At 61.0% G+C, this 16,895-nt stretch carries 14 protein-coding genes; 7 read left to right on the forward strand and 7 right to left on the reverse strand.

Going from position 1 to position 16,895, the window contains the following annotated elements:
• Positions 1-4 precede the first annotated feature (4 nt).
• Positions 5-2,161 (forward strand): lipase family protein, encoded by a 2,157-nt coding sequence (locus P2T68_RS11750; protein WP_277379368.1) that lies wholly within the window; start codon positions 5-7, stop codon positions 2,159-2,161.
• A gap of 8 nt (positions 2,162-2,169) precedes the next feature.
• Here P2T68_RS11750 and codA read toward each other — a convergent pair whose 3' ends face one another.
• From codA to P2T68_RS11780, 6 genes are all read right to left on the reverse strand, one after another.
• On the reverse strand, positions 2,170-3,405 hold the full coding sequence (codA, locus tag P2T68_RS11755; RefSeq protein ID WP_024074458.1) for a cytosine deaminase: 1,236 nt from the start codon (positions 3,403-3,405) through the stop codon (positions 2,170-2,172).
• A 26-nt stretch (positions 3,406-3,431) separates the two neighbouring features.
• Positions 3,432-4,637, reverse strand: a complete 1,206-nt coding sequence (locus P2T68_RS11760; RefSeq protein ID WP_193690399.1) for a PucR family transcriptional regulator — start codon at positions 4,635-4,637, stop codon at positions 3,432-3,434.
• Positions 4,634-5,902, reverse strand: a complete 1,269-nt coding sequence (gene codB, locus P2T68_RS11765; protein WP_024074460.1) for a cytosine permease — start codon at positions 5,900-5,902, stop codon at positions 4,634-4,636. Before codB ends, P2T68_RS11760 begins: the two co-directional genes overlap by 4 nt.
• A 192-nt stretch (positions 5,903-6,094) precedes the next feature.
• Complete coding sequence (locus P2T68_RS11770) at positions 6,095-6,718, reverse strand: NUDIX hydrolase (RefSeq protein ID WP_024074461.1); 624 nt, start codon at positions 6,716-6,718, stop codon at positions 6,095-6,097.
• Between the two features lie 206 nt (positions 6,719-6,924).
• On the reverse strand, positions 6,925-7,281 hold the full coding sequence (gene queD, locus P2T68_RS11775; RefSeq protein ID WP_048729689.1) for a 6-carboxytetrahydropterin synthase QueD: 357 nt from the start codon (positions 7,279-7,281) through the stop codon (positions 6,925-6,927).
• Positions 7,282-7,403: 122 nt separating this feature from the next.
• The gene (locus P2T68_RS11780) at positions 7,404-8,483 is read right to left on the reverse strand and encodes a hypothetical protein (RefSeq protein WP_024074463.1); all 1,080 of its coding nucleotides are present in this window, start codon (positions 8,481-8,483) and stop codon (positions 7,404-7,406) included.
• Between the two features lie 210 nt (positions 8,484-8,693).
• Between P2T68_RS11780 and P2T68_RS11785 the strand changes: the two genes are divergently transcribed.
• From P2T68_RS11785 to P2T68_RS11805, 5 genes are all read left to right on the forward strand, one after another.
• Positions 8,694-8,996, forward strand: a complete 303-nt coding sequence (locus P2T68_RS11785) for a PepSY domain-containing protein (protein WP_024074464.1) — start codon at positions 8,694-8,696, stop codon at positions 8,994-8,996.
• Positions 8,996-9,307 (forward strand): PepSY domain-containing protein, encoded by a 312-nt coding sequence (locus P2T68_RS11790; RefSeq protein WP_024074465.1) that lies wholly within the window; start codon positions 8,996-8,998, stop codon positions 9,305-9,307. The genes P2T68_RS11785 and P2T68_RS11790 overlap by 1 nt, the downstream gene beginning before the upstream one ends.
• Positions 9,307-9,975: a response regulator transcription factor gene (locus tag P2T68_RS11795; protein ID WP_069075642.1), complete on the forward strand. Its 669-nt coding sequence runs from the start codon at positions 9,307-9,309 to the stop codon at positions 9,973-9,975. Before P2T68_RS11790 ends, P2T68_RS11795 begins: the two co-directional genes overlap by 1 nt.
• On the forward strand, positions 9,972-11,291 hold the full coding sequence (locus tag P2T68_RS11800; protein ID WP_277379369.1) for a sensor histidine kinase: 1,320 nt from the start codon (positions 9,972-9,974) through the stop codon (positions 11,289-11,291). The genes P2T68_RS11795 and P2T68_RS11800 overlap by 4 nt, the downstream gene beginning before the upstream one ends.
• Positions 11,292-11,450: 159 nt before the next feature.
• Positions 11,451-12,488: an IS110 family transposase gene (locus P2T68_RS11805; protein WP_277379370.1), complete on the forward strand. Its 1,038-nt coding sequence runs from the start codon at positions 11,451-11,453 to the stop codon at positions 12,486-12,488.
• A 579-nt stretch (positions 12,489-13,067) separates the two neighbouring features.
• Here P2T68_RS11805 and P2T68_RS11810 read toward each other — a convergent pair.
• Positions 13,068-15,215: a methyl-accepting chemotaxis protein gene (locus tag P2T68_RS11810; protein WP_277379371.1), complete on the reverse strand. Its 2,148-nt coding sequence runs from the start codon at positions 15,213-15,215 to the stop codon at positions 13,068-13,070.
• Positions 15,216-15,455: 240 nt separating this feature from the next.
• On the opposite strand from P2T68_RS11810, the gene P2T68_RS11815 reads away from it, so the two are divergent.
• Positions 15,456-16,775 (forward strand): Na+/H+ antiporter NhaC family protein, encoded by a 1,320-nt coding sequence (locus tag P2T68_RS11815; protein WP_162163605.1) that lies wholly within the window; start codon positions 15,456-15,458, stop codon positions 16,773-16,775.
• Positions 16,776-16,895: the final 120 nt, after the last annotated feature.

The raw sequence follows: 16,895 nt of genomic DNA on the forward strand, positions 1-16,895 counted from the left end.
CAGCATGGCAATTGAACAATGGAAGCGCGCTTTTTTTAATGGAACGATGCCTGCTTGTGCGTTACGAGGAGGTTGGCTGAGTTTTTGTCTGGTAGACGAGTTAGGTGATGGGAAAGCCTATGGTGGGCTTGCTTATGAAATGGCTGATTGTGCAGGACAGCGATACAAAGGGCATTTGGACGGGCAAGGATTCGCAAGGTTGGAGGACATATGTCGAGGGCCAGTCGTACTGGTTTTCGATGCATTGTATGACGCGGAGGAGGGGTACTACCCAACCTTGCTGAAGCGAGAGAGATATCCAATACCTATCACCAATCTCCAGGTTCGAGCTGAAAAAACGCGCTTCAAGCATTTGGGTGGTGAACGTAACGAGCAAAATCCTGCGTGCCGATTGGGGGATCAGTATTATCAGGTTGAAGTGCGTGATTTGGTTCGGCACGTTGCTCATTTACCACCCCTTACGCCGAGTGCGCATGGTGTTCAACGCCACGCGTTAAAAATGATGGCCGACTTGGGGTTCGGCCCACCTGAGCCAGTTCTTTCAGGGGTTGTGCTTTTTCCCAACCGACACACCGTTCTTGAGGTCCGTCCGTTGCGGGCATTGCGCCCCATGCTTTCCATCGATGATCGGTTTTGTGCGTTAAATCTATATCAGTTGGCGCTGATGTCGACCTTGAGTTACTGCGATTTTGGTCAGCAACCTCCAAAGAAACCATTGGATCAAGTCAGCTTTCCATTGGAACCCAGTGTTGGAAATTTGTTTGCGGAGAAGCTCTCGGGGTATCACGAAGCCTGGAAAGTTGATGGGGAACAGGTTCAGCGTTTTTATCCGCTGTATGAGGAAGTCCCGTACTCCCTTCGCTTTGAAATATTGCCCTTCGATCCTGAAATTTATCCTCAGAACCGGGCTGAATTAGGAGCGGTACAGGAACATCCTGCGTATTTGCATTTTTTTGACGATGATAAGTTCGGTACCGATACGCAAGCTTTCATCAGTCACCACGATGAGGTGGTCCTGATTGCGATACGCGGCACTGCCAGTGCTGCTGATGGGCTGAGAGACGCCAATGCCCACCAGGTGGATTTTGCCGACGGCGTGGGCAAAGCCCATGAAGGGTTTTATCAGGCATACCGCGCCATGCGAGATTTTGTATTGCGCTATCTCGACCAGTTCTATCGCAGCCAGCGCATCGTGATATGCGGCCACAGTCTGGGCGGAGCAATTGCCTTGCTGTTAGCAGAAGGGCTGCGGCGCGCCCCGGATCGTAACTACACTCCTCTCCTCTATACCTACGGCGCCCCCCGCGCCGCCGATTCCAAATTCACCGACGGTGCCTCAGCCCTGGTCCACCACCGCATCGTCAACCATAACGATCCCGTCCCCAGTGTTCCCGCGCCCTGGATGAACACTACCGCCAAACTCTGGATCCCCGGCGCCGTGACGTTATTCAGTGCCCCTACGCCCGGGGGCCTGTTGTTCGCCGCTGGCCTGGTGCGGGTTGGTGGCAATCCCTACCAACATCATGGCGAACAGCAGCACTTCATGCCGATCACATTGGAGGATGGCACGCAGGCGTCGGTGTTGTGGAAACCCGGTTGTGAGTCCATCCAGGAGGCCGCCTGCAATCGTGCGTTGCAACTGCACGGCGATATGCCCGACCGTGACAACTTGCTCAAACAGCTGTTCCAGGCCGACCAGCATTTCATGACCGCCAGCTACATCCCCGCCGCCTGGGCCACGTTGCGCCGCTGGCAGCACACCCTGGAGAGCCAGGGGCCTTTGGTCACACCGAGGGAATACGCGTTGCTCGACCATGCGCTGGAGACCATGCGCCAACAATTGCGCGACAAGAACCGCGAGCTTGAGCAGCGGCGTCCGCCGAACCAGCGTGGCCAGGCCCATGAGCACAATCAGGCCCTCAATGCCGAAATCGACCGCTTGAACACCAGCCGCGAGCGGCTGCACAGCCTGCGCTGGCGCCGTCTCGAGGTCCGTGACGTGTATGGCAGTCATAGTCACTCCGCCAGCCTGCAACCGAGTCTCAAGCGTTGGTTCAGCCACCGGGAAAACCGTGAGCGTTCGCCGGTAGCGAGTGTCCCGTCCCCCGTTCATGGTGACCGGGGGAGGGTGCACTCGCTGGATATCGACTCGATCGTTTAGCCCACTCTTTACAGGAACTCGACCTGCGCCGGCCGCCGCTTCATCAACACCTTGCCATGGCGGATCGAATACAGCGGCAGGCCCTGGCTGCGAATCACCTCATAATCGCTGTCGGCCGACAGGATCAACAGGTTGGCCGGCCGCCCAGGCTCCAGGCCGTAGCGCTCGCCCAGGGCCATGGCTTTGGCGCTGTTGTCGGTGACCAGGTCCAGGGCGCTTTGCAGGTTACGGTAGCCGAGCATATGGCAAATGTGCAGGCCGGCTTCCAGCACGCGCAGGATGTTGCCGTTGCCCAACGGGTACCAGGGATCGACGATGGAGTCCTGGCCGAAGCACACGTTCATGCCGGCTTCGAGCAGTTCGTTGACGCGGGTGACGCCACGGCGTTTCGGGAAACTGTCGAAGCGGCCTTGCAGGTGAATGCTTTCGGTGGGGCAGGAGACGAAGCTGATCCCGGAATGCCCCAGCAGGCGAAACAGTTTGGCGCAGTAGGCGTTGTCATAGGAACCCATGGCCGTGGTGTGGCTGGCAGTGACGCGGGCACCCATGTCACGGCTGCGGGCTTCCTCGGCGAGGACTTCAAGGAAGCGCGAGTGTGGGTCGTCGGTTTCGTCGCAGTGCACGTCCACCAGGCAGCCGGTACGTTCGGCCAGGTCCATGAGGAACTTCACCGAACTCACCCCTTGGTCACGGGTGTATTCGAAGTGCGGGATGCCACCGATCACGTCGGCGCCCAGGCGAATGGCTTCTTCCATCAGTTCGCGACCATTGCGGTAGGACTCGATGCCCTCCTGGGGAAAGGCGACGATTTGCAGGTCGATCAGGTGCGTGCTTTCTTCACGCACTTGCAGCATGGCCTTGAGCGCCGTGAGGTCCGGGTCGGTGACGTCGACATGGGTGCGAACATGCTGGATGCCATGGGCGGCGAGGGCCTGGATGGTTTTCTTGGCGCGGGTGCGGGTGTCTTCCTCGGTGATGGTGGCCTTGCGTTCGCCCCAGCACTCGATGCCTTCGAACAGGGTGCCGCTCATGTTCCAGCGCGGCTCTCCGGCAGTCAGGGTGGCGTCGAGGTGAATATGCGGTTCGACGAACGGTGGCGTCACCAGGTTACCGGCAGCGTCCAGGTCGTCGGGCCCTGCAGTTGGCGACCCCGTTTGCGCAGTGATACTGGCGATCCGGCCATGTTCCAGGTGCAGATCATGCAGGCCTTCACGGTGGCGCAGGCGGGCGTTGATGATGTGCATGGGCAAGTTCCTCTTGGCTAAAACAATCAGGCAGACAGCCGCCAGATCATCAGGGCGATACCGATGTCCAGGCGGTCGTATGAATTATCCAGCGTCAGCCCGCACAGGGCTTCGATGCGCTGGACGCGGTGCGTCAGGGTATTACGGTGAACGGCCAGGCGCTGGGCGGCGGCCACAAGGTTACCATTCTCATGAAACCAGGCTTCCAGGGTCGGCATCAGGCTTGGGCCATGATGCCGGTCATGGCGCAGTAACGGGCCCAGGCGCTCATTGAGAAACTGATCGAGCAGCGCGCGATCACGAACACCGCTGAGCAGTTTCAGCACGCCTAGTTCGTCATACACGCACAGCCCGGCGCGCTCGCTGAAGCGTCGCGCGGCGGTCAACGCCTGGCGTGCTTCCTCCTGTGCCAGGGCCAGGCGCGCGGGCGGGTGGGCGGCGGCGCTCAGGCCGATAAACACTTTCAGGGGCGCCAGGCGCAGGTTCAATGGCTTCAACCAACTGGCCAACTGCTCGCGGTTGGCCAAGGCGGCAACGGCATCCGCGGCCGGCAGCAACAACGTCCATTGCCCGGCCCTCCCGAGGACGGGTATCGACGCCGAATACTGACGCAGGCGCCGAGTAATGCTTTCGTGTTGCCGAGCCAACTGCGCTTCCATGTGCCCGGCATCGCCTTGGGTAAACAATGCGTCGCTGCCCTCCAGCTGTAATTGCACCACTTGCCAATGCCCTGCCAGCGACAGGCCCAGTTGGGCGGCGCGGTGCAGCAGGAGGTCCAGGGATTGAAAGTCGCCGGCCAGCAAGCGTTCCAGCACATCGTGCCGCGAACGCCCCAGTTGTTCGGACTGGATCAGCGCCGAGCCGATCGCCTGGGTCACCAACACCATTTTCAACGAGTAGGGCTGCTCGATCAGGGGCAGGCCAGCGGATTCGGCGGCGTCCAGCAAGCGCTGGGGGATCACCTGAATATAGGCGGGGCCGGTCAGGATCACCAACCCGGCCACTTGGCGCTGACAGGCTTCGTCCAGCAGTTGCAGGAGGTTGGCCTCATCCCGGGGGTGGTTGATACCGGTGACGAACACCAGTTCACCGCCGAGCACCCATTCGGCGATCCCAGTGTTTTCGGCCACATACGGCCAGCGCACCACGTTATCCAGGCCGGCCGAGCCAGCGCGCAGGCGCATGGACTCCAGGCCCGGCAGGGCCAGCACATCGGCAAGGGTCAGGCTCATGCCTGGGCGTCAGCCAATGGCGTGCGCACACGCAGGACGGCGGTGAGCACCACGTAGGTCAGCGACGCCGCCACAATCCCCACCAGCGGCGCGACCCAGGGTGAGTTGAATGCCAGCAACGTACCCACGGCGTACGCCACCAGGCCCGGCCAGTTGAACGCGGGCAGGCGCGCCTCTGCCAGGCGCGGGTACTGGCCGCGATAGCGATAGAAGAAGTCCGCCATGATCACGCCGCCGATGGGCGGGATCACCGTGCCCAGCAGGATCAGGTAAGGCACCAGCAGGTCGTACATGCCCAGCAGGGCGAGCAGGGTGCCGATCACCGCACCGGCGAGGGTCACGGTCTTGCGACGTCGGGTGCGCAGCAGGTTGCAACCGGCGACGGCGAAGTTATAGATGGTGTTGTCCTGGGTGCTCCAGATGTTGAGCAACAGCATGGCCATCGCCGCCATGGCAAAACCTTGCAGCAGCAAGACTTCCACCACATCCGGTTGCTGATAGACGATGGCCCCATAGGCGCCGATCAATACCATCAGGCCATTGCCGACAAAGAAGCCGATCAGGCTGGCCAGTACCGCGACCTTGGCCGAGCGGGAAAACCGTGTCCAGTTGGTGGCCTGGGTCGCGCCGCTGACAAAGGTGCCGAACACCAGGGTGATCGCCGTGGACAAGTCCAGCGTACCGCTCGGCACCACCGCCAGCAGGCCGTCCAGCCCGCCGACCTTGACGGTCGCCACCCACATCGACAGAAACAGCAGAATGCCCATGGCCGGCACCGCGATGTACGACAGAATCTCCAACCCTCGATAGCCCACATAGGCCGTGGCGCAGAACACCAGGCCAAACAGCACCATCAGCGCCAGCACACTGCCCTGGCTCAGCTCGAAGTATTTGCCCAGCACCACGGCGGCCGTGGCGGTGCCCCAGGCATACCAGCCGATCTGGGTGAAACCGAGGATCAAGTCACTGAGCTTGCTGCCCACTTCGCCAAAACAGAAGCGTCCCATCAGCACTGAATTCAGCCCACTCTTGAAGGCGATGTAACCCAGGCCGGCGGCGTAGATGCCCAACAGCAGGTTACCCAAGGCCACGACGCCGAGCATGTCGATGAAACTGAAGGCCACCCCCAGCTTGCCGCCGGCAAACATGGTTGCGGTAAAAAACGTGAAACCCAGCAGCACCATGGCGGTCGACGCCAGCCCCTTGCGCGCATGCATGGGGACTTCGCTGAGGGGGTAATCGTTGCCTGGATCTTGCTGCGTCATGTGCCTTGCTCCCTGAATGAGTGACGCAGGCCTATTGCACCGCGCGTGCCACATTCGCCGCAGTGAAGGACGCATGGCGGGCGTTGTGCAGTGTGCACAGTATTTATAGCCAATCAGGGGGGCGCGCGCGGGCAGGAGTGTTCTGTGTGCCCAATCGGGCACGAAAGCGGTGCAGCGGTGATACAAATTGGATCAGTCGAACAGGGTCTGGGTGGTCTCGCCGCGATGAAAGGCAAACGCCGCTTCCAGATCACTTTCAATGGTGCGGCCACGGGACAGTGGCGGCAGGTTGTCCAGGGCGAAAAAACCCACCTCGGTGGTTTCAAAACCCGCCGCGGGTGCCAGTTGGTCGACCCGCTCACACAGGAAATACAGCTTGTAGAAGTCCCGCACATCCGGCCGGTACAACCCCTTGGCCTTGTGCGTCACGCTGTACAGCGCGCGTGCGGTCACGGTCAGCCCGGCTTCCTCGCGAATTTCCTTGATGATGTTTTCTGCCGCCGACAAGCCGATATCGGCGTAGCCCCCTGGCAGGGCCCAGCAACCGTCGGTCAACTCGCGCACCAGCAGGATCTTGTCACCCTCGATCACCGCGCCGCGCACATCGATCATCGGCGTGGAATAGCGCTGGGCAAAATCGCTCACCAACCCGGTGATGCGCTCCAGCGGCACATTGCCCAGTTGCGCGAGCATGCTATGGGCAATTTCGGCAATTTCTTCCAGACGCTCGCGCTCGAAATCGTCGGTGCAAAAATGCAGCCCGGTGGAAGCCAGTGCCTGCAAGCGTTTGGCCTGGGCCAGCCAGATGTTTTCCATACGAACCTCGTGGGTGACTGAACAGGGGCAGGTCCAAGCCTGTAATACCGGGCATAAAAAAACACCGCAAGGGTGATGCGGGTCAATCAAGGGATAGAGCGGGTCACCGCTAACCTGTGGCGAAGGCGCAAACGCCCTCGCCACAGTGACCGTGTTCTTCCTTGGCTGACTGGCATTACCGCCAGGGTGTTTTGTACCGCATGGGTTTATTCACCGCGATAGATGCAGCCGCTGGTGCAGGTCTCATGGATGCGAATGGCGCTGAGCTCCGGCAGCAGGGGTTTGAGTTCGGCCCAGATCCACTTGGCCAGTACTTCGCTGGTCGGGTTTTCGAGGCCCGGGATGTCGTTCAGGTAGTTGTGGTCGAGGCGTTCGTAGAGCGGCTTGAAAATCGCCTTGATCTCCGAGAAGTCGCGAATCCAGCCTGTATGAGGGTCCAGGTCGCCGCTCAGGTGGATCGCCACCTTGAACGAATGCCCATGCAGGCGCCCGCACTTATGGCCTTCCGGTACATGGGGCAGGCGGTGGGCGGACTCGAATGTAAATTCCTTGAAGATTTCCACAGTATTTTTCGGCTCGGTCAGGTTTCTGGCAGGCGGCGAGTTTAACAGCTACATCACACGTCGCGCATACCGTCCCTCTGCAGGCGCGAACAGGCTCGCTCCTCCAGGAGAAAGGCGTTGGGTCAAAGGGCTTGCAAGCGCTCGCCTAATCCACCGTTATCGGCCAATGCCAGAAACTCATCGCCCAATCGCTGGCTCTCGCTCATCGCGGTCTGCCAGTACCGGTTACGACTCGGGTCATCCCCCATGAAGCGCTTGAAATCGCTGCGATCCGGCAGTTTGCCGTGTGGCAGGCGGGCCAGGTAGTCCTTGGACGGCGCCAGCAGCAACACATCCTGCAAGCCTTGTGGGTTGCTGCGCCGCCACGGCAGGCCCTTGTCGAACCAGCCGGGGATGACCCGGTCGGTGAAGTGCGGGTACAGCACGATGTCGTCGCCGTGGTAGGGCAGGTCCAGGTGATAGTCCAGCAGGCCGCCGTCGCGGTAGGTGCCGGCACCCGCTCCGGGCAGGTCGCGTACGCCTTGCATCACCATGGGGATCGAGCCGGAGGCCAGCAGCGCCTGGCGCAGGTTGCCCAGGTCCAGGGTGAGGAAGCGCGACGGAAAATCCTTCAACGGATGCACCGGCGGCGCCTGGCGGGGGTCGTGGACGATCAGTCGTTCGAAATGCCGCGACAGCCGCGCGCGGCCACGCAGGTTGTCGGCAATCACCGACGACAGGCCGAGGCCAAGACGCCCGCGATGGTCATCGGCGAGCAGGCCGTGGCTCTTGACGACCATGATGTTCAATCGATAGTTGGGGGTGTCCAGCACCTGGGCATCACGTCCGGCCAGCAGGTCATCGAGCATACGCTGGCAGCTCTGGCTGACGTCGGCCATGGTGACGCCCTTGGCAAAGCGTTGTTCGTTGTACAGTCGGCCGAGGTCGAGCAAGCCTTGCACCGGGTCGGGCAGGCAGGCACTGGCAAAGCGCCAGGAGCCGATCGACGCGCCGATCAGCGCGCGTTCCCGGGGCGCGCGGGGCAGCCAGTCGCCGAACAGGGCCAGGTCCAGGCCCTGGATGCCCAAGGCTTTAGGGCCGCCGGCCGCGCCGGGGAGGGTGCCGACGTCGGCCGGCTGCAGGCCCTGTTCGCGAATGCGGGTGAACGCACGTTTACCGGCCTTGAGCGTCAGGGCGGGAAACTTGATATGGATGGCTGTCATACCGGTCTCTGTTGAGGCAAGTTCAGGGGCGAGGTTGCTCGCGAAAACGTCAACGATAACGCGTGAATCCTGGATACACACGATGCTGGCGAAATCTTTGTGACCGCGTTTGCGCATACTCGTAATTGCCATGGTGGCAATTCAGTTTCAGTTAAGTTGCAGCCGTTACCGTGACCGGCGTAGGAAAACATCGTGTAACGGAGACTTATCATGAAGCGCCTCACAGCTCTGGTCGCCGCCGCTATCATCACGTCCACGGCGACCCAGGCTGGAGCCGTGGACCCTGACAAGCCACTGACCGTGCCCGCCACTGTTACAATTGTCGCCTTTGATCAACTGGACGCCACCGCCCTGGCCCTGCATCCCGGCTCAACGCTGTTGGACACCGATCTGGATGAGGCCTATGGCAAGTACATCTATGAAGTCGAACTGGAAGATGCCCACGGTATCGAATGGGACGTTGAATTGGACGCGCTCACCGGGCAAGTTCTCAAGAATCATCAGGATACGTAATGAAGGTATATCGACGTGCCACGGGTTTGGCGGTGCTGGTGCTCCTGGCATTCTGCTCAAGCCTGTCGGCCCGTGACCTCAACCAGGATGAAGCCTTGGCGCTACGCCAGCAGGGCGTGATCCTGCCGCTGGAGCAACTGTTGCAGCAGGCCATGGCGCGGCACCCCGGCTCGCGGTTGCTGGAGGCGGAACTTGAGAAAAAACATGGCCAGTACGCGTATGAAGTGGAACTGGTGACCACCGAAGGCGTGGTGCGCGAGATTAAGCTCGACGCCACGACCGGTGCGCTGATCAAAGACGAGGAAGACTGATGCGCCTGCTGCTGGTGGAAGACAACGTACCCCTGGCCGATGAACTGCTGGCTGGGCTGCAACGCCAGGGCTATGCGGTCGATTGGCTGGCGGATGGGCGCGACGCGGTGTATCAGGGCCGCAGCGAGCCCTATGACCTGATCATCCTCGACCTCGGCCTGCCTGGCTTGCCGGGGCTGGAAGTGCTGGCGCAATGGCGCGCAGCCGCGCTGGCCACCCCGGTGCTGGTGCTCACCGCCCGGGATTCCTGGGCCGAGCGCATCGAGGGGCTCAAGGCCGGCGCCGACGATTACCTGAGCAAACCCTTTCACCCTGAAGAACTGCACCTGCGCATCCAGGCGTTGTTGCGCCGTTCCCATGGCCAGGCCAACCAGCCCACCCTGCAAGCTGCCGGCCTGCATCTGGACGAGGGCCGCCAGTGCGTGTTGCGCGACGGCGAGGAAATCCAACTGACCGCCGCTGAATTCCGCCTGTTGCGTTATTTCATGCTGCACCCGGAACAGATCCTGTCGAAAAGCCATCTGGCCGAGCATCTTTATGACGGCGAGACCGAGCGCGACTCCAATGTGCTGGAAGTGCACGTCAACCATCTGCGCCGCAAGCTGGGCCGCAGCGTGATCGAAACCCGGCGCGGCCAGGGCTACCGGTTTGGCGCCAGCCCTGCATGAAGTCGATCCAGCGACGCCTGAGCCTGGGGCTGATCAGCGTGATGGTGATCGTCGGCGTGGTACTCGCGCAAACCAGCCTGTGGTTGTTCGAGGCCGGTTTGCAGCGTTACCTGGAAGCTGGCTTGCGTAACGACAGCGAGAACCTGTTGGTGGCGCTGGTGCGCGGGCCCAACGGCGTGCAGTTGGATGAGCACCGCCTGTCGCCGGCGTATCAGCGGCCGTTCTCCGGGCATTATTTTCGTATCGATTTTGCCGACATTCACTGGCGCTCCCGCTCGCTGTGGGACCAGGAACTGCCCCGGCTCCCCGAGACCGGGCTCAAGGGCAACCTGCAACTGGGGCCGGAGGGCCAGCAGCTGCTGGTACTACGCTCGGACTACAAGCGCTTTGGCCAAGCGATTTCGATCAGCGTGGCCCAGGACTACACACCGGTGCGCGAAAGCTTCCGACTGATGCGCCAAATCGGCCTGGTGCTGGGGCTGGCGGCGCTGCTGCTGGTGCTGATCCTGCAACGAGTCACCGTGCGCCGGGCGTTGCGCCCCCTGGAAACCGCGCGCAACCAGATCGCCCAATTGCAACAGGGCCAGCGTTCCCAGCTCGACACCCAGGTGCCGCTGGAACTGGAGCCGCTGGTGGCGCAGATCAACCACCTGCTGGCTCACACTGAAGACAGCCTCAAGCGCTCGCGCAACGCCCTGGGCAACCTGGGGCATGCACTGAAAACCCCGCTGGCGGTGCTGCTGAGTGCGGCCTCCAGCGAGGCGCTCAAGGACCACCCCGAGTTGCGCAAATTGCTTCGTGACCAGTTGGAGCAGGTGCAGCAACGCCTCAATCGTGAACTCAACCGTGCGCGCCTGGCCGGCGAAACCCTGCCGGGCGCCTTGTTTGATTGTGAAAAAGAACTGCCCGGCCTGCTGGCCACGTTGAACATGATCCACGGCGACCACCTGGACCTGAGCCACCACGTCGCCCCGGGCCTGCAACTGCCGTGGGATCGCGAAGACCTGCTGGAGCTGCTCGGCAACCTGCTGGACAACGCCTGCAAATGGGCAGATGCCGAAGTGCGCGTCAGCGTCAGCGAGACGCCACACAGTTACCTGCTGACGGTGGAGGATGACGGCCCTGGCATTCCCGAGACCCGGCGCGACGAAGTGTTCAGCCGTGGTACACGTCTCGATGAGCAGACGGACGGCCATGGCCTGGGCCTCGGGATCGTGCGGGATATCGTCGAGGTGTGGGGCGGGGTGTTGCAGTTGCAGGAGAGCGAGTTGGGCGGCTTGAAGGCGTTGATCGAATTACCCAAGCGCCATGGCTGACATACCTTAGATAAAAATGTGGGAGCGGGCTTGTTGTGGTGAGCAGGCTTGTTGTGGCGAGCGGGCTTGTTGTGGTAATGGGATGGACGCCCCCTTCCTAACGGCATCTATGTGCCAAAGTTAAAGTGTTACCCACACTTAACGGAAGGGAGCGTCCTCATGAAGCTTACGACTGTTTCGGTTGACTTGGCAAAAGCCCTGTTTCAACTTCACGCGATCGACGAACAAGGAAAAACGGCGCTAAGGAAGCAGCTTAAACGTGAACAAGTTGTACCGTTTTTTGCCACGTTAGAGCCGTGCCTGGTGGGCATGGAGGCATGTGGCGGAGCCCACTACTGGGCAAGAAAACTGCAGGCACTTGGTCATACGGTCAAGTTAATGGCACCGAAATTTGTGAAGCCCTATGTGAAGTCGAACAAAAGCGATGTAGCTGACGCAGAAGCAATCTGTGAAGCCGTTACTCGGCCCAACATGCGCTTTGTGCCGATCAAGACGGTAGAGCAACAAGCTATTCTGGCCGTGCATCGCGCACGGCAGGGATTCGTAAAGGCCAGAACGGCACAAGCTAATTCGATTCGTGGACTTCTTGGAGAGTTTGGCGTGGTCTTGCCGCAGGGCATTCGGCATATTACCGAGCGTTTGCCGGGCATTTTGGAAGATCGTGACAACGCTCTTCCTCGATCTTTGCGCCAACTGATGCAGCGTTTGAGTGAGCATTTCAAAGAGCTGGATCGACAGGTCGTCGAGTTGGAACGGGAGATTCAACAATGGCATCGCAGCAATGAAGACAGTTGCCGCCTGGCAGAAATACCAGGAGTCGGCCCGCTCACTGCAACCGCGCTAGTGGCGTCAGTGGGTGATGCGAAGAATTTCACTAATGGTCGGCAAATGGCAGCATGGCTGGGGTTGGTGCCACGACAACATTCCAGCGGAGGAAAGCCCACGTTGTTGGGGATCAGTAAACGGAGCGATGGTTATTTACGCACTTTGCTGGTTCACGGCGCTCGGTCGGTGGTTCGAGTGGTGGAGAGTAAAACAGATCCTTCGGCGGATTGGCTGAAGGGGTTATTGGCTCGTCGGCACACCAACGTTGCAGTTGTTGCTCAGGCTAATAAAACTGTCCGGATAGCCTGGGCACTATTGGCCCATGGCAGCAAGTTCCGAGCCGACTACACCCCTGATGTAACAGGGGCGTAGCCGGCTCGGTGGAATCAAAAAGTGGTGCGTTAGAGGGAGTATTTCCAAGGTTGCTCAGGCGATCATGACGTGATGGCAAGACAGGTAGGACCGGGATCGGGTAACTCTGCTCCGCTCACAGCGCTTCGAGCGCGTTGTGGTGATAAGAGCCCGATCAGCGAATTCCATCAGGGACAGAGGCATAGCCTCACTTAAAGTCCGGATGTATGGCTGCAACCTTATCCCGTCTGTGTTTTCACGAATTGAGCGCTTGGCATACTGGGGGCGTCCATGTATGAGCGGGCTTGTCCCGCGTTGGGCTGCGAAGCGGCCCCAAAACCTGGCGATTTAATATGCCTGGATAAACGCGGTGGCTTTATTGGGGCTGCTGCGCAGCCCAACGCGGGACAAGCCCGCTCGCCACAACAAGGCCACTCGCCACAAGCCCGCTCGCCACAACAAGGCCACTCGCCACAAGCCCGCTCGCCACAAGGCCACTCACCACAACAAGCCCACTCACCCTAGAGGTCACAGTCGGCTGTGCGACAGCGCCACGTCGACGAGGGTGTGGGGCCTCTCACATTGGACTGCCTTCGACCCTCAGACGCGGAACTGGTCCATCAACCCCTGCTGCTGGTTGGCCAGGCTGTTCAACGCCTGGCTGACCCGCGCCGACTCATTGGCCTGCTCCGACAGCGACTCGGTGACATCGCGGATCGTTGCCACATTGCTATTGATCTCTTCGGCCACCGCACTTTGCTCTTCGGCGGCGCTGGCGATTTGCAGGTTCATGTCGCTGATCACCGTCACCGCGTCGCCGATCTGGCGCAGTGCGGTGACCGCTTCGCCCACTTGTTCGACGCTGCCCTGGGCCTGGCGATAGCTGTTGCCCATGGCGCCGACCACGTCGGTGGTGCCGCTTTGCAGCTGTTCGATCACCAGGCGGGTTTCTTCCACTGACTCCTGGGTCCGTCGCGCCAGGTTGCGAACTTCGTCAGCCACTACGGCAAAGCCACGGCCTGCCTCACCGGCGCGGGCAGCTTCGATGGCAGCGTTAAGGGCCAGCAGGTTGGTTTGCTCGGCAATGCCGCGAATCACTTCCAGCACCGAACCAATCTGCTCGCTGTTGGCCGCCAGGCCTTCGACCTGGGTCATGGCCGTGCTCATGTCCGCAGCGAGGAGCCCGATGTTGGTGGTGGTGCGGTCGATTACCGTCAGACCGTCGCGGGTTGCCTGGTCGGCATCCCGCGCCGCTTGGGCCGCCTGGGCCGCGCTGCGGGCGACGTCCTGGGCGGTGGCGCTCATTTCATGGGAGGCGGTGGCCACCTGGTCGACCTGGCGGTATTGCTGTTCCATGCCGGCGCTGGTTTGGCTGGCAATCGCGGCGGACTGGTCGGCGGTGCCACGGGCGTCCTGCACCGAGCGTTTGACCTCGGCAATGATCGGTTGCAGCTTGTCGAGGAAGCGGTTGAACCAGCCGGCCAGTTGGCCCAGTTCGTCTGGCTTGTCATAAGCCAGGCGACGGGTCAGGTCGCCTTCGCCGCTGGCGATGTCTTCGAGCATGTGCGCCACACCGAGGATCGGTTGGGTCACGCTGCGCGCCATCAGCCACACCAGGATCAGGCCGATCACGGCGGCCAGCAGGCCCAGGCCCAGTTCCAGCAGGGTGCCGCGGGTGTTATCGGCATCCATCTGCGCCTTCAGTGCTTCTGCCGGCCCCACCAGGACTTTTTCCGGCACATCCAGTAACACTCCCCACGACTTGCCACCGGGAATCGGCGCGAACGGCGCCAGGACCTTCAGTCGATGGTCGGTGCGCAGGCTGCTGATTTGCGTACTGCCGGCCAGGGCGCTGGTCAGTTGTGCGCCGTTGGCGCTGTCGACCTGCTCAAGGCGCTGGCTGAGCTTGCTGGCGTCCGGGCTATAGCCGGCAAGCAGGCCGGTGGGGCTGAGGATGCTGACCTGGGTCTGCCCGTCATACAGCTTCTCGCTGGCCCGTTGGCTGATGCTCTGCAGGCTGTTGAGGTTGATGTCCACCGACAACGAGGCGATGACTTTGCCGTTGACCATCAGCGGGAAGACGATGCTGGTCATCAGCACGTTCTGCCCGTCGATCCGATAAAAATAGGGTTCGATCACGCACGGCTTGAGGGTGGTGCGTGGGCAGGTGAACCAGGCGTTGGCTTTTTCACCGCTTGGGCCGACGGATGTGTCGGTCATGTCGCTTTCGGGCAGCGGCATCGACGTCAGTTTGCCCGGCGTCGGTTGCGACCAGTACAGGGCGAACCGGCCCTTGTCGTTGCTGCCCAGCTCTGCCTGGTTGGCGAACAGTTCGTCCTTGCCGTCCAGCGCATTGGCTTCGAACACCAGGGACAGGCCCAACAGGTCCGGGTTGGCCTGCAGTGCAGCCTTGACCTGGCGGGTCAGGTCTTCGCGGGTGTCGAAAGCGTCGAGGAAGCGTTTCTCGGCCTGTTCGCGCAGGAACAGCACCTGGCGGGAAAAACCGTGGCCGTACTGGTAGGCGTCCATGAACTGCTGGCGAATGCCCAGCGCCTGCACATCGCCTTGCGCCTCGATACGCGCCTGGGCGGCTTCATCGAGCATCTGCATGCTCGAAACCTTGACCTGTTCGGAGCTGTGCTCCATGCGATACAGCGACAGACCTACCAGCAGGGTCACGATCCCCAACAGGCAAAGGCCGGCGAGCAGGGTGATTTTCCATTGAATGGAGAGCTGTCTGAGGGACATCGCGGAGCATCCTTAACCTGAAAACACAAAGAACCCCTGTATCGACCGCTGCAAGTTTTTCTTTATTCAAACGTTCAATTTAAATCTAGCAGCGGCGTCGTTTTTTGACATGCGGCCCCGCCTGCTGCAAAGTGCGCGCCCTCTAATAAGACCTCCTTGAAGCCTGCATGCTGGCCGCCATTACCGTGGCCGCACGCGTGGGCATGCCTGTTTTTATGTTTCTGTCTTGAGGTAACCATGATTAACGCAGTCATCGCCGCGGTCGGCACCATGCTGGTGCTCAGCCTGTCCCGCGTGCATGTGGTCATTGCCATCATTGTCGGCGCCCTGGTGGGTGGCCTGACTGGCGGCCTGGGCATCGAGGCCACTCTCCAGGCCTTCAATGGTGGGCTGGGCGGTGGCGCGACCGTGGCGTTGTCCTACGCATTGCTCGGCGCTTTTGCGGTGGCCATTGCCAAGTCCGGCCTGGCCCATGCCCTGGCGGACAAGGCGTTGATGTTGGTGGACCGCCAGGAAGCCACGGGCGGCAGTCATGTCAAATGGGTGTTGATCGGCCTGTTGTGGGGGGTAGCAATTGCTTCGCAGAACATCTTGCCCATCCATATCGCTTTTATCCCACTGCTGGTGCCACCGCTGCTCTACGTGTTGACCAAGCTGCAACTGGATCGCCGCCTGATCGCCTGTGTGATGACCTTCGGCCTGATCACGCCGTACATGTTCCTGCCGGTAGGGTTCGGCAATATCTTCCTCAACCAGATCCTGCTGGCCAACGTGGCCAAGAGCGGCGTGGACATCAGCCAGGTCAATGTCACCCATGCCATGGGGCTGCCGGCGTTAGGCATGGTGGTTGGCCTGCTGGTGGCGGTGTTTATCAGCTATCGCAAGAAACGCGTGTATGACCTGGAGAAAATCGAGCGGGTCGAGCAAGTGGCGGTGCAGTACAACCCGCTGACCCTGCTGGTGGCGGGTGTGGCGATTGCCTCGGCGTTCATTATTCAGCTGTGGCTGGATTCGATGATCATCGGCGCCCTGGCGGGGTTCCTGATTTTCTCGGTGTCGGGCATCGTGCGCTGGCGCGAGACCGACGATTTGTTCACCGAAGGCATGAAGATGATGGCCATGATCGGCTTCATCATGATTGCCTCGTCGGGTTTTGCCGAAGTGCTCAAGGCCACCGGCGACGTGCGCTCCCTGGTGGAAGCCTCGGCGGCGTTTATCGGGCATAGCCGTGGGGTTGGGGCGTTGTTGATGTTGCTGGTGGGCCTTCTGGTGACCATGGGGATCGGTTCGTCGTTCTCCACCGTGCCGATCCTGGCGGCGATTTTCGTGCCGCTGTGCGTGCAATTGGGCTTCAGCCCGCTGGCCATAGTATGCATCGTCGGCACGGCCGGCGCCCTCGGCGATGCCGGCTCGCCTGCTTCGGACTCCACCCTGGGCCCGACTTCCGGCCTGAATATCGACGGCCAGCACCACCATATCTGGGACACCGTGGTGCCGACATTTCTGCATTACAACATCCCGCTGCTGGCGTTTGGCTGGCTGGCCGCCATGATCCTCTGACCGGCATGTTGCACCGCCCTGGCTCGCGAAGAACGTCAACGATAACGCGGCAAACCTGACACCCTGCGGTGCTCAGGTTTTTCGTGAGCACGCTCGCTCCTACAGATATTTCTCAATTGG

This window comes from Pseudomonas sp. G11, from assembly GCF_029457515.1.
Lineage (GTDB): Bacteria > Pseudomonadota > Gammaproteobacteria > Pseudomonadales > Pseudomonadaceae > Aquipseudomonas > Aquipseudomonas gorinensis.

What these genes read in the sequence shown, in the direction of transcription:
- P2T68_RS11790 (WP_024074465.1), top strand. Translation starts at nt 8,996, where the DNA reads ATGAAGGTATATCGACGTGCCACGGGTTTGGCGGTGCTGGTGCTCCTG.
- P2T68_RS11805 (WP_277379370.1), top strand. Translation starts at nt 11,451, where the DNA reads ATGAAGCTTACGACTGTTTCGGTTGACTTGGCAAAAGCCCTGTTTCAA.
- codA (WP_024074458.1), bottom strand. Translation starts at nt 3,405, where the DNA reads ATGCACATCATCAACGCCCGCCTGCGCCACCGTGAAGGCCTGCATGAT.
- P2T68_RS11770 (WP_024074461.1), bottom strand. Translation starts at nt 6,718, where the DNA reads ATGGAAAACATCTGGCTGGCCCAGGCCAAACGCTTGCAGGCACTGGCT.
- P2T68_RS11750 (WP_277379368.1), top strand. Translation starts at nt 5, where the DNA reads ATGGCAATTGAACAATGGAAGCGCGCTTTTTTTAATGGAACGATGCCT.
- P2T68_RS11800 (WP_277379369.1), top strand. Translation starts at nt 9,972, where the DNA reads ATGAAGTCGATCCAGCGACGCCTGAGCCTGGGGCTGATCAGCGTGATG.
- P2T68_RS11810 (WP_277379371.1), bottom strand. Translation starts at nt 15,215, where the DNA reads ATGTCCCTCAGACAGCTCTCCATTCAATGGAAAATCACCCTGCTCGCC.
- codB (WP_024074460.1), bottom strand. Translation starts at nt 5,902, where the DNA reads ATGACGCAGCAAGATCCAGGCAACGATTACCCCCTCAGCGAAGTCCCC.
- P2T68_RS11780 (WP_024074463.1), bottom strand. Translation starts at nt 8,483, where the DNA reads ATGACAGCCATCCATATCAAGTTTCCCGCCCTGACGCTCAAGGCCGGT.
- P2T68_RS11795 (WP_069075642.1), top strand. Translation starts at nt 9,307, where the DNA reads ATGCGCCTGCTGCTGGTGGAAGACAACGTACCCCTGGCCGATGAACTG.
- P2T68_RS11760 (WP_193690399.1), bottom strand. Translation starts at nt 4,637, where the DNA reads ATGAGCCTGACCCTTGCCGATGTGCTGGCCCTGCCGGGCCTGGAGTCC.
- P2T68_RS11785 (WP_024074464.1), top strand. Translation starts at nt 8,694, where the DNA reads ATGAAGCGCCTCACAGCTCTGGTCGCCGCCGCTATCATCACGTCCACG.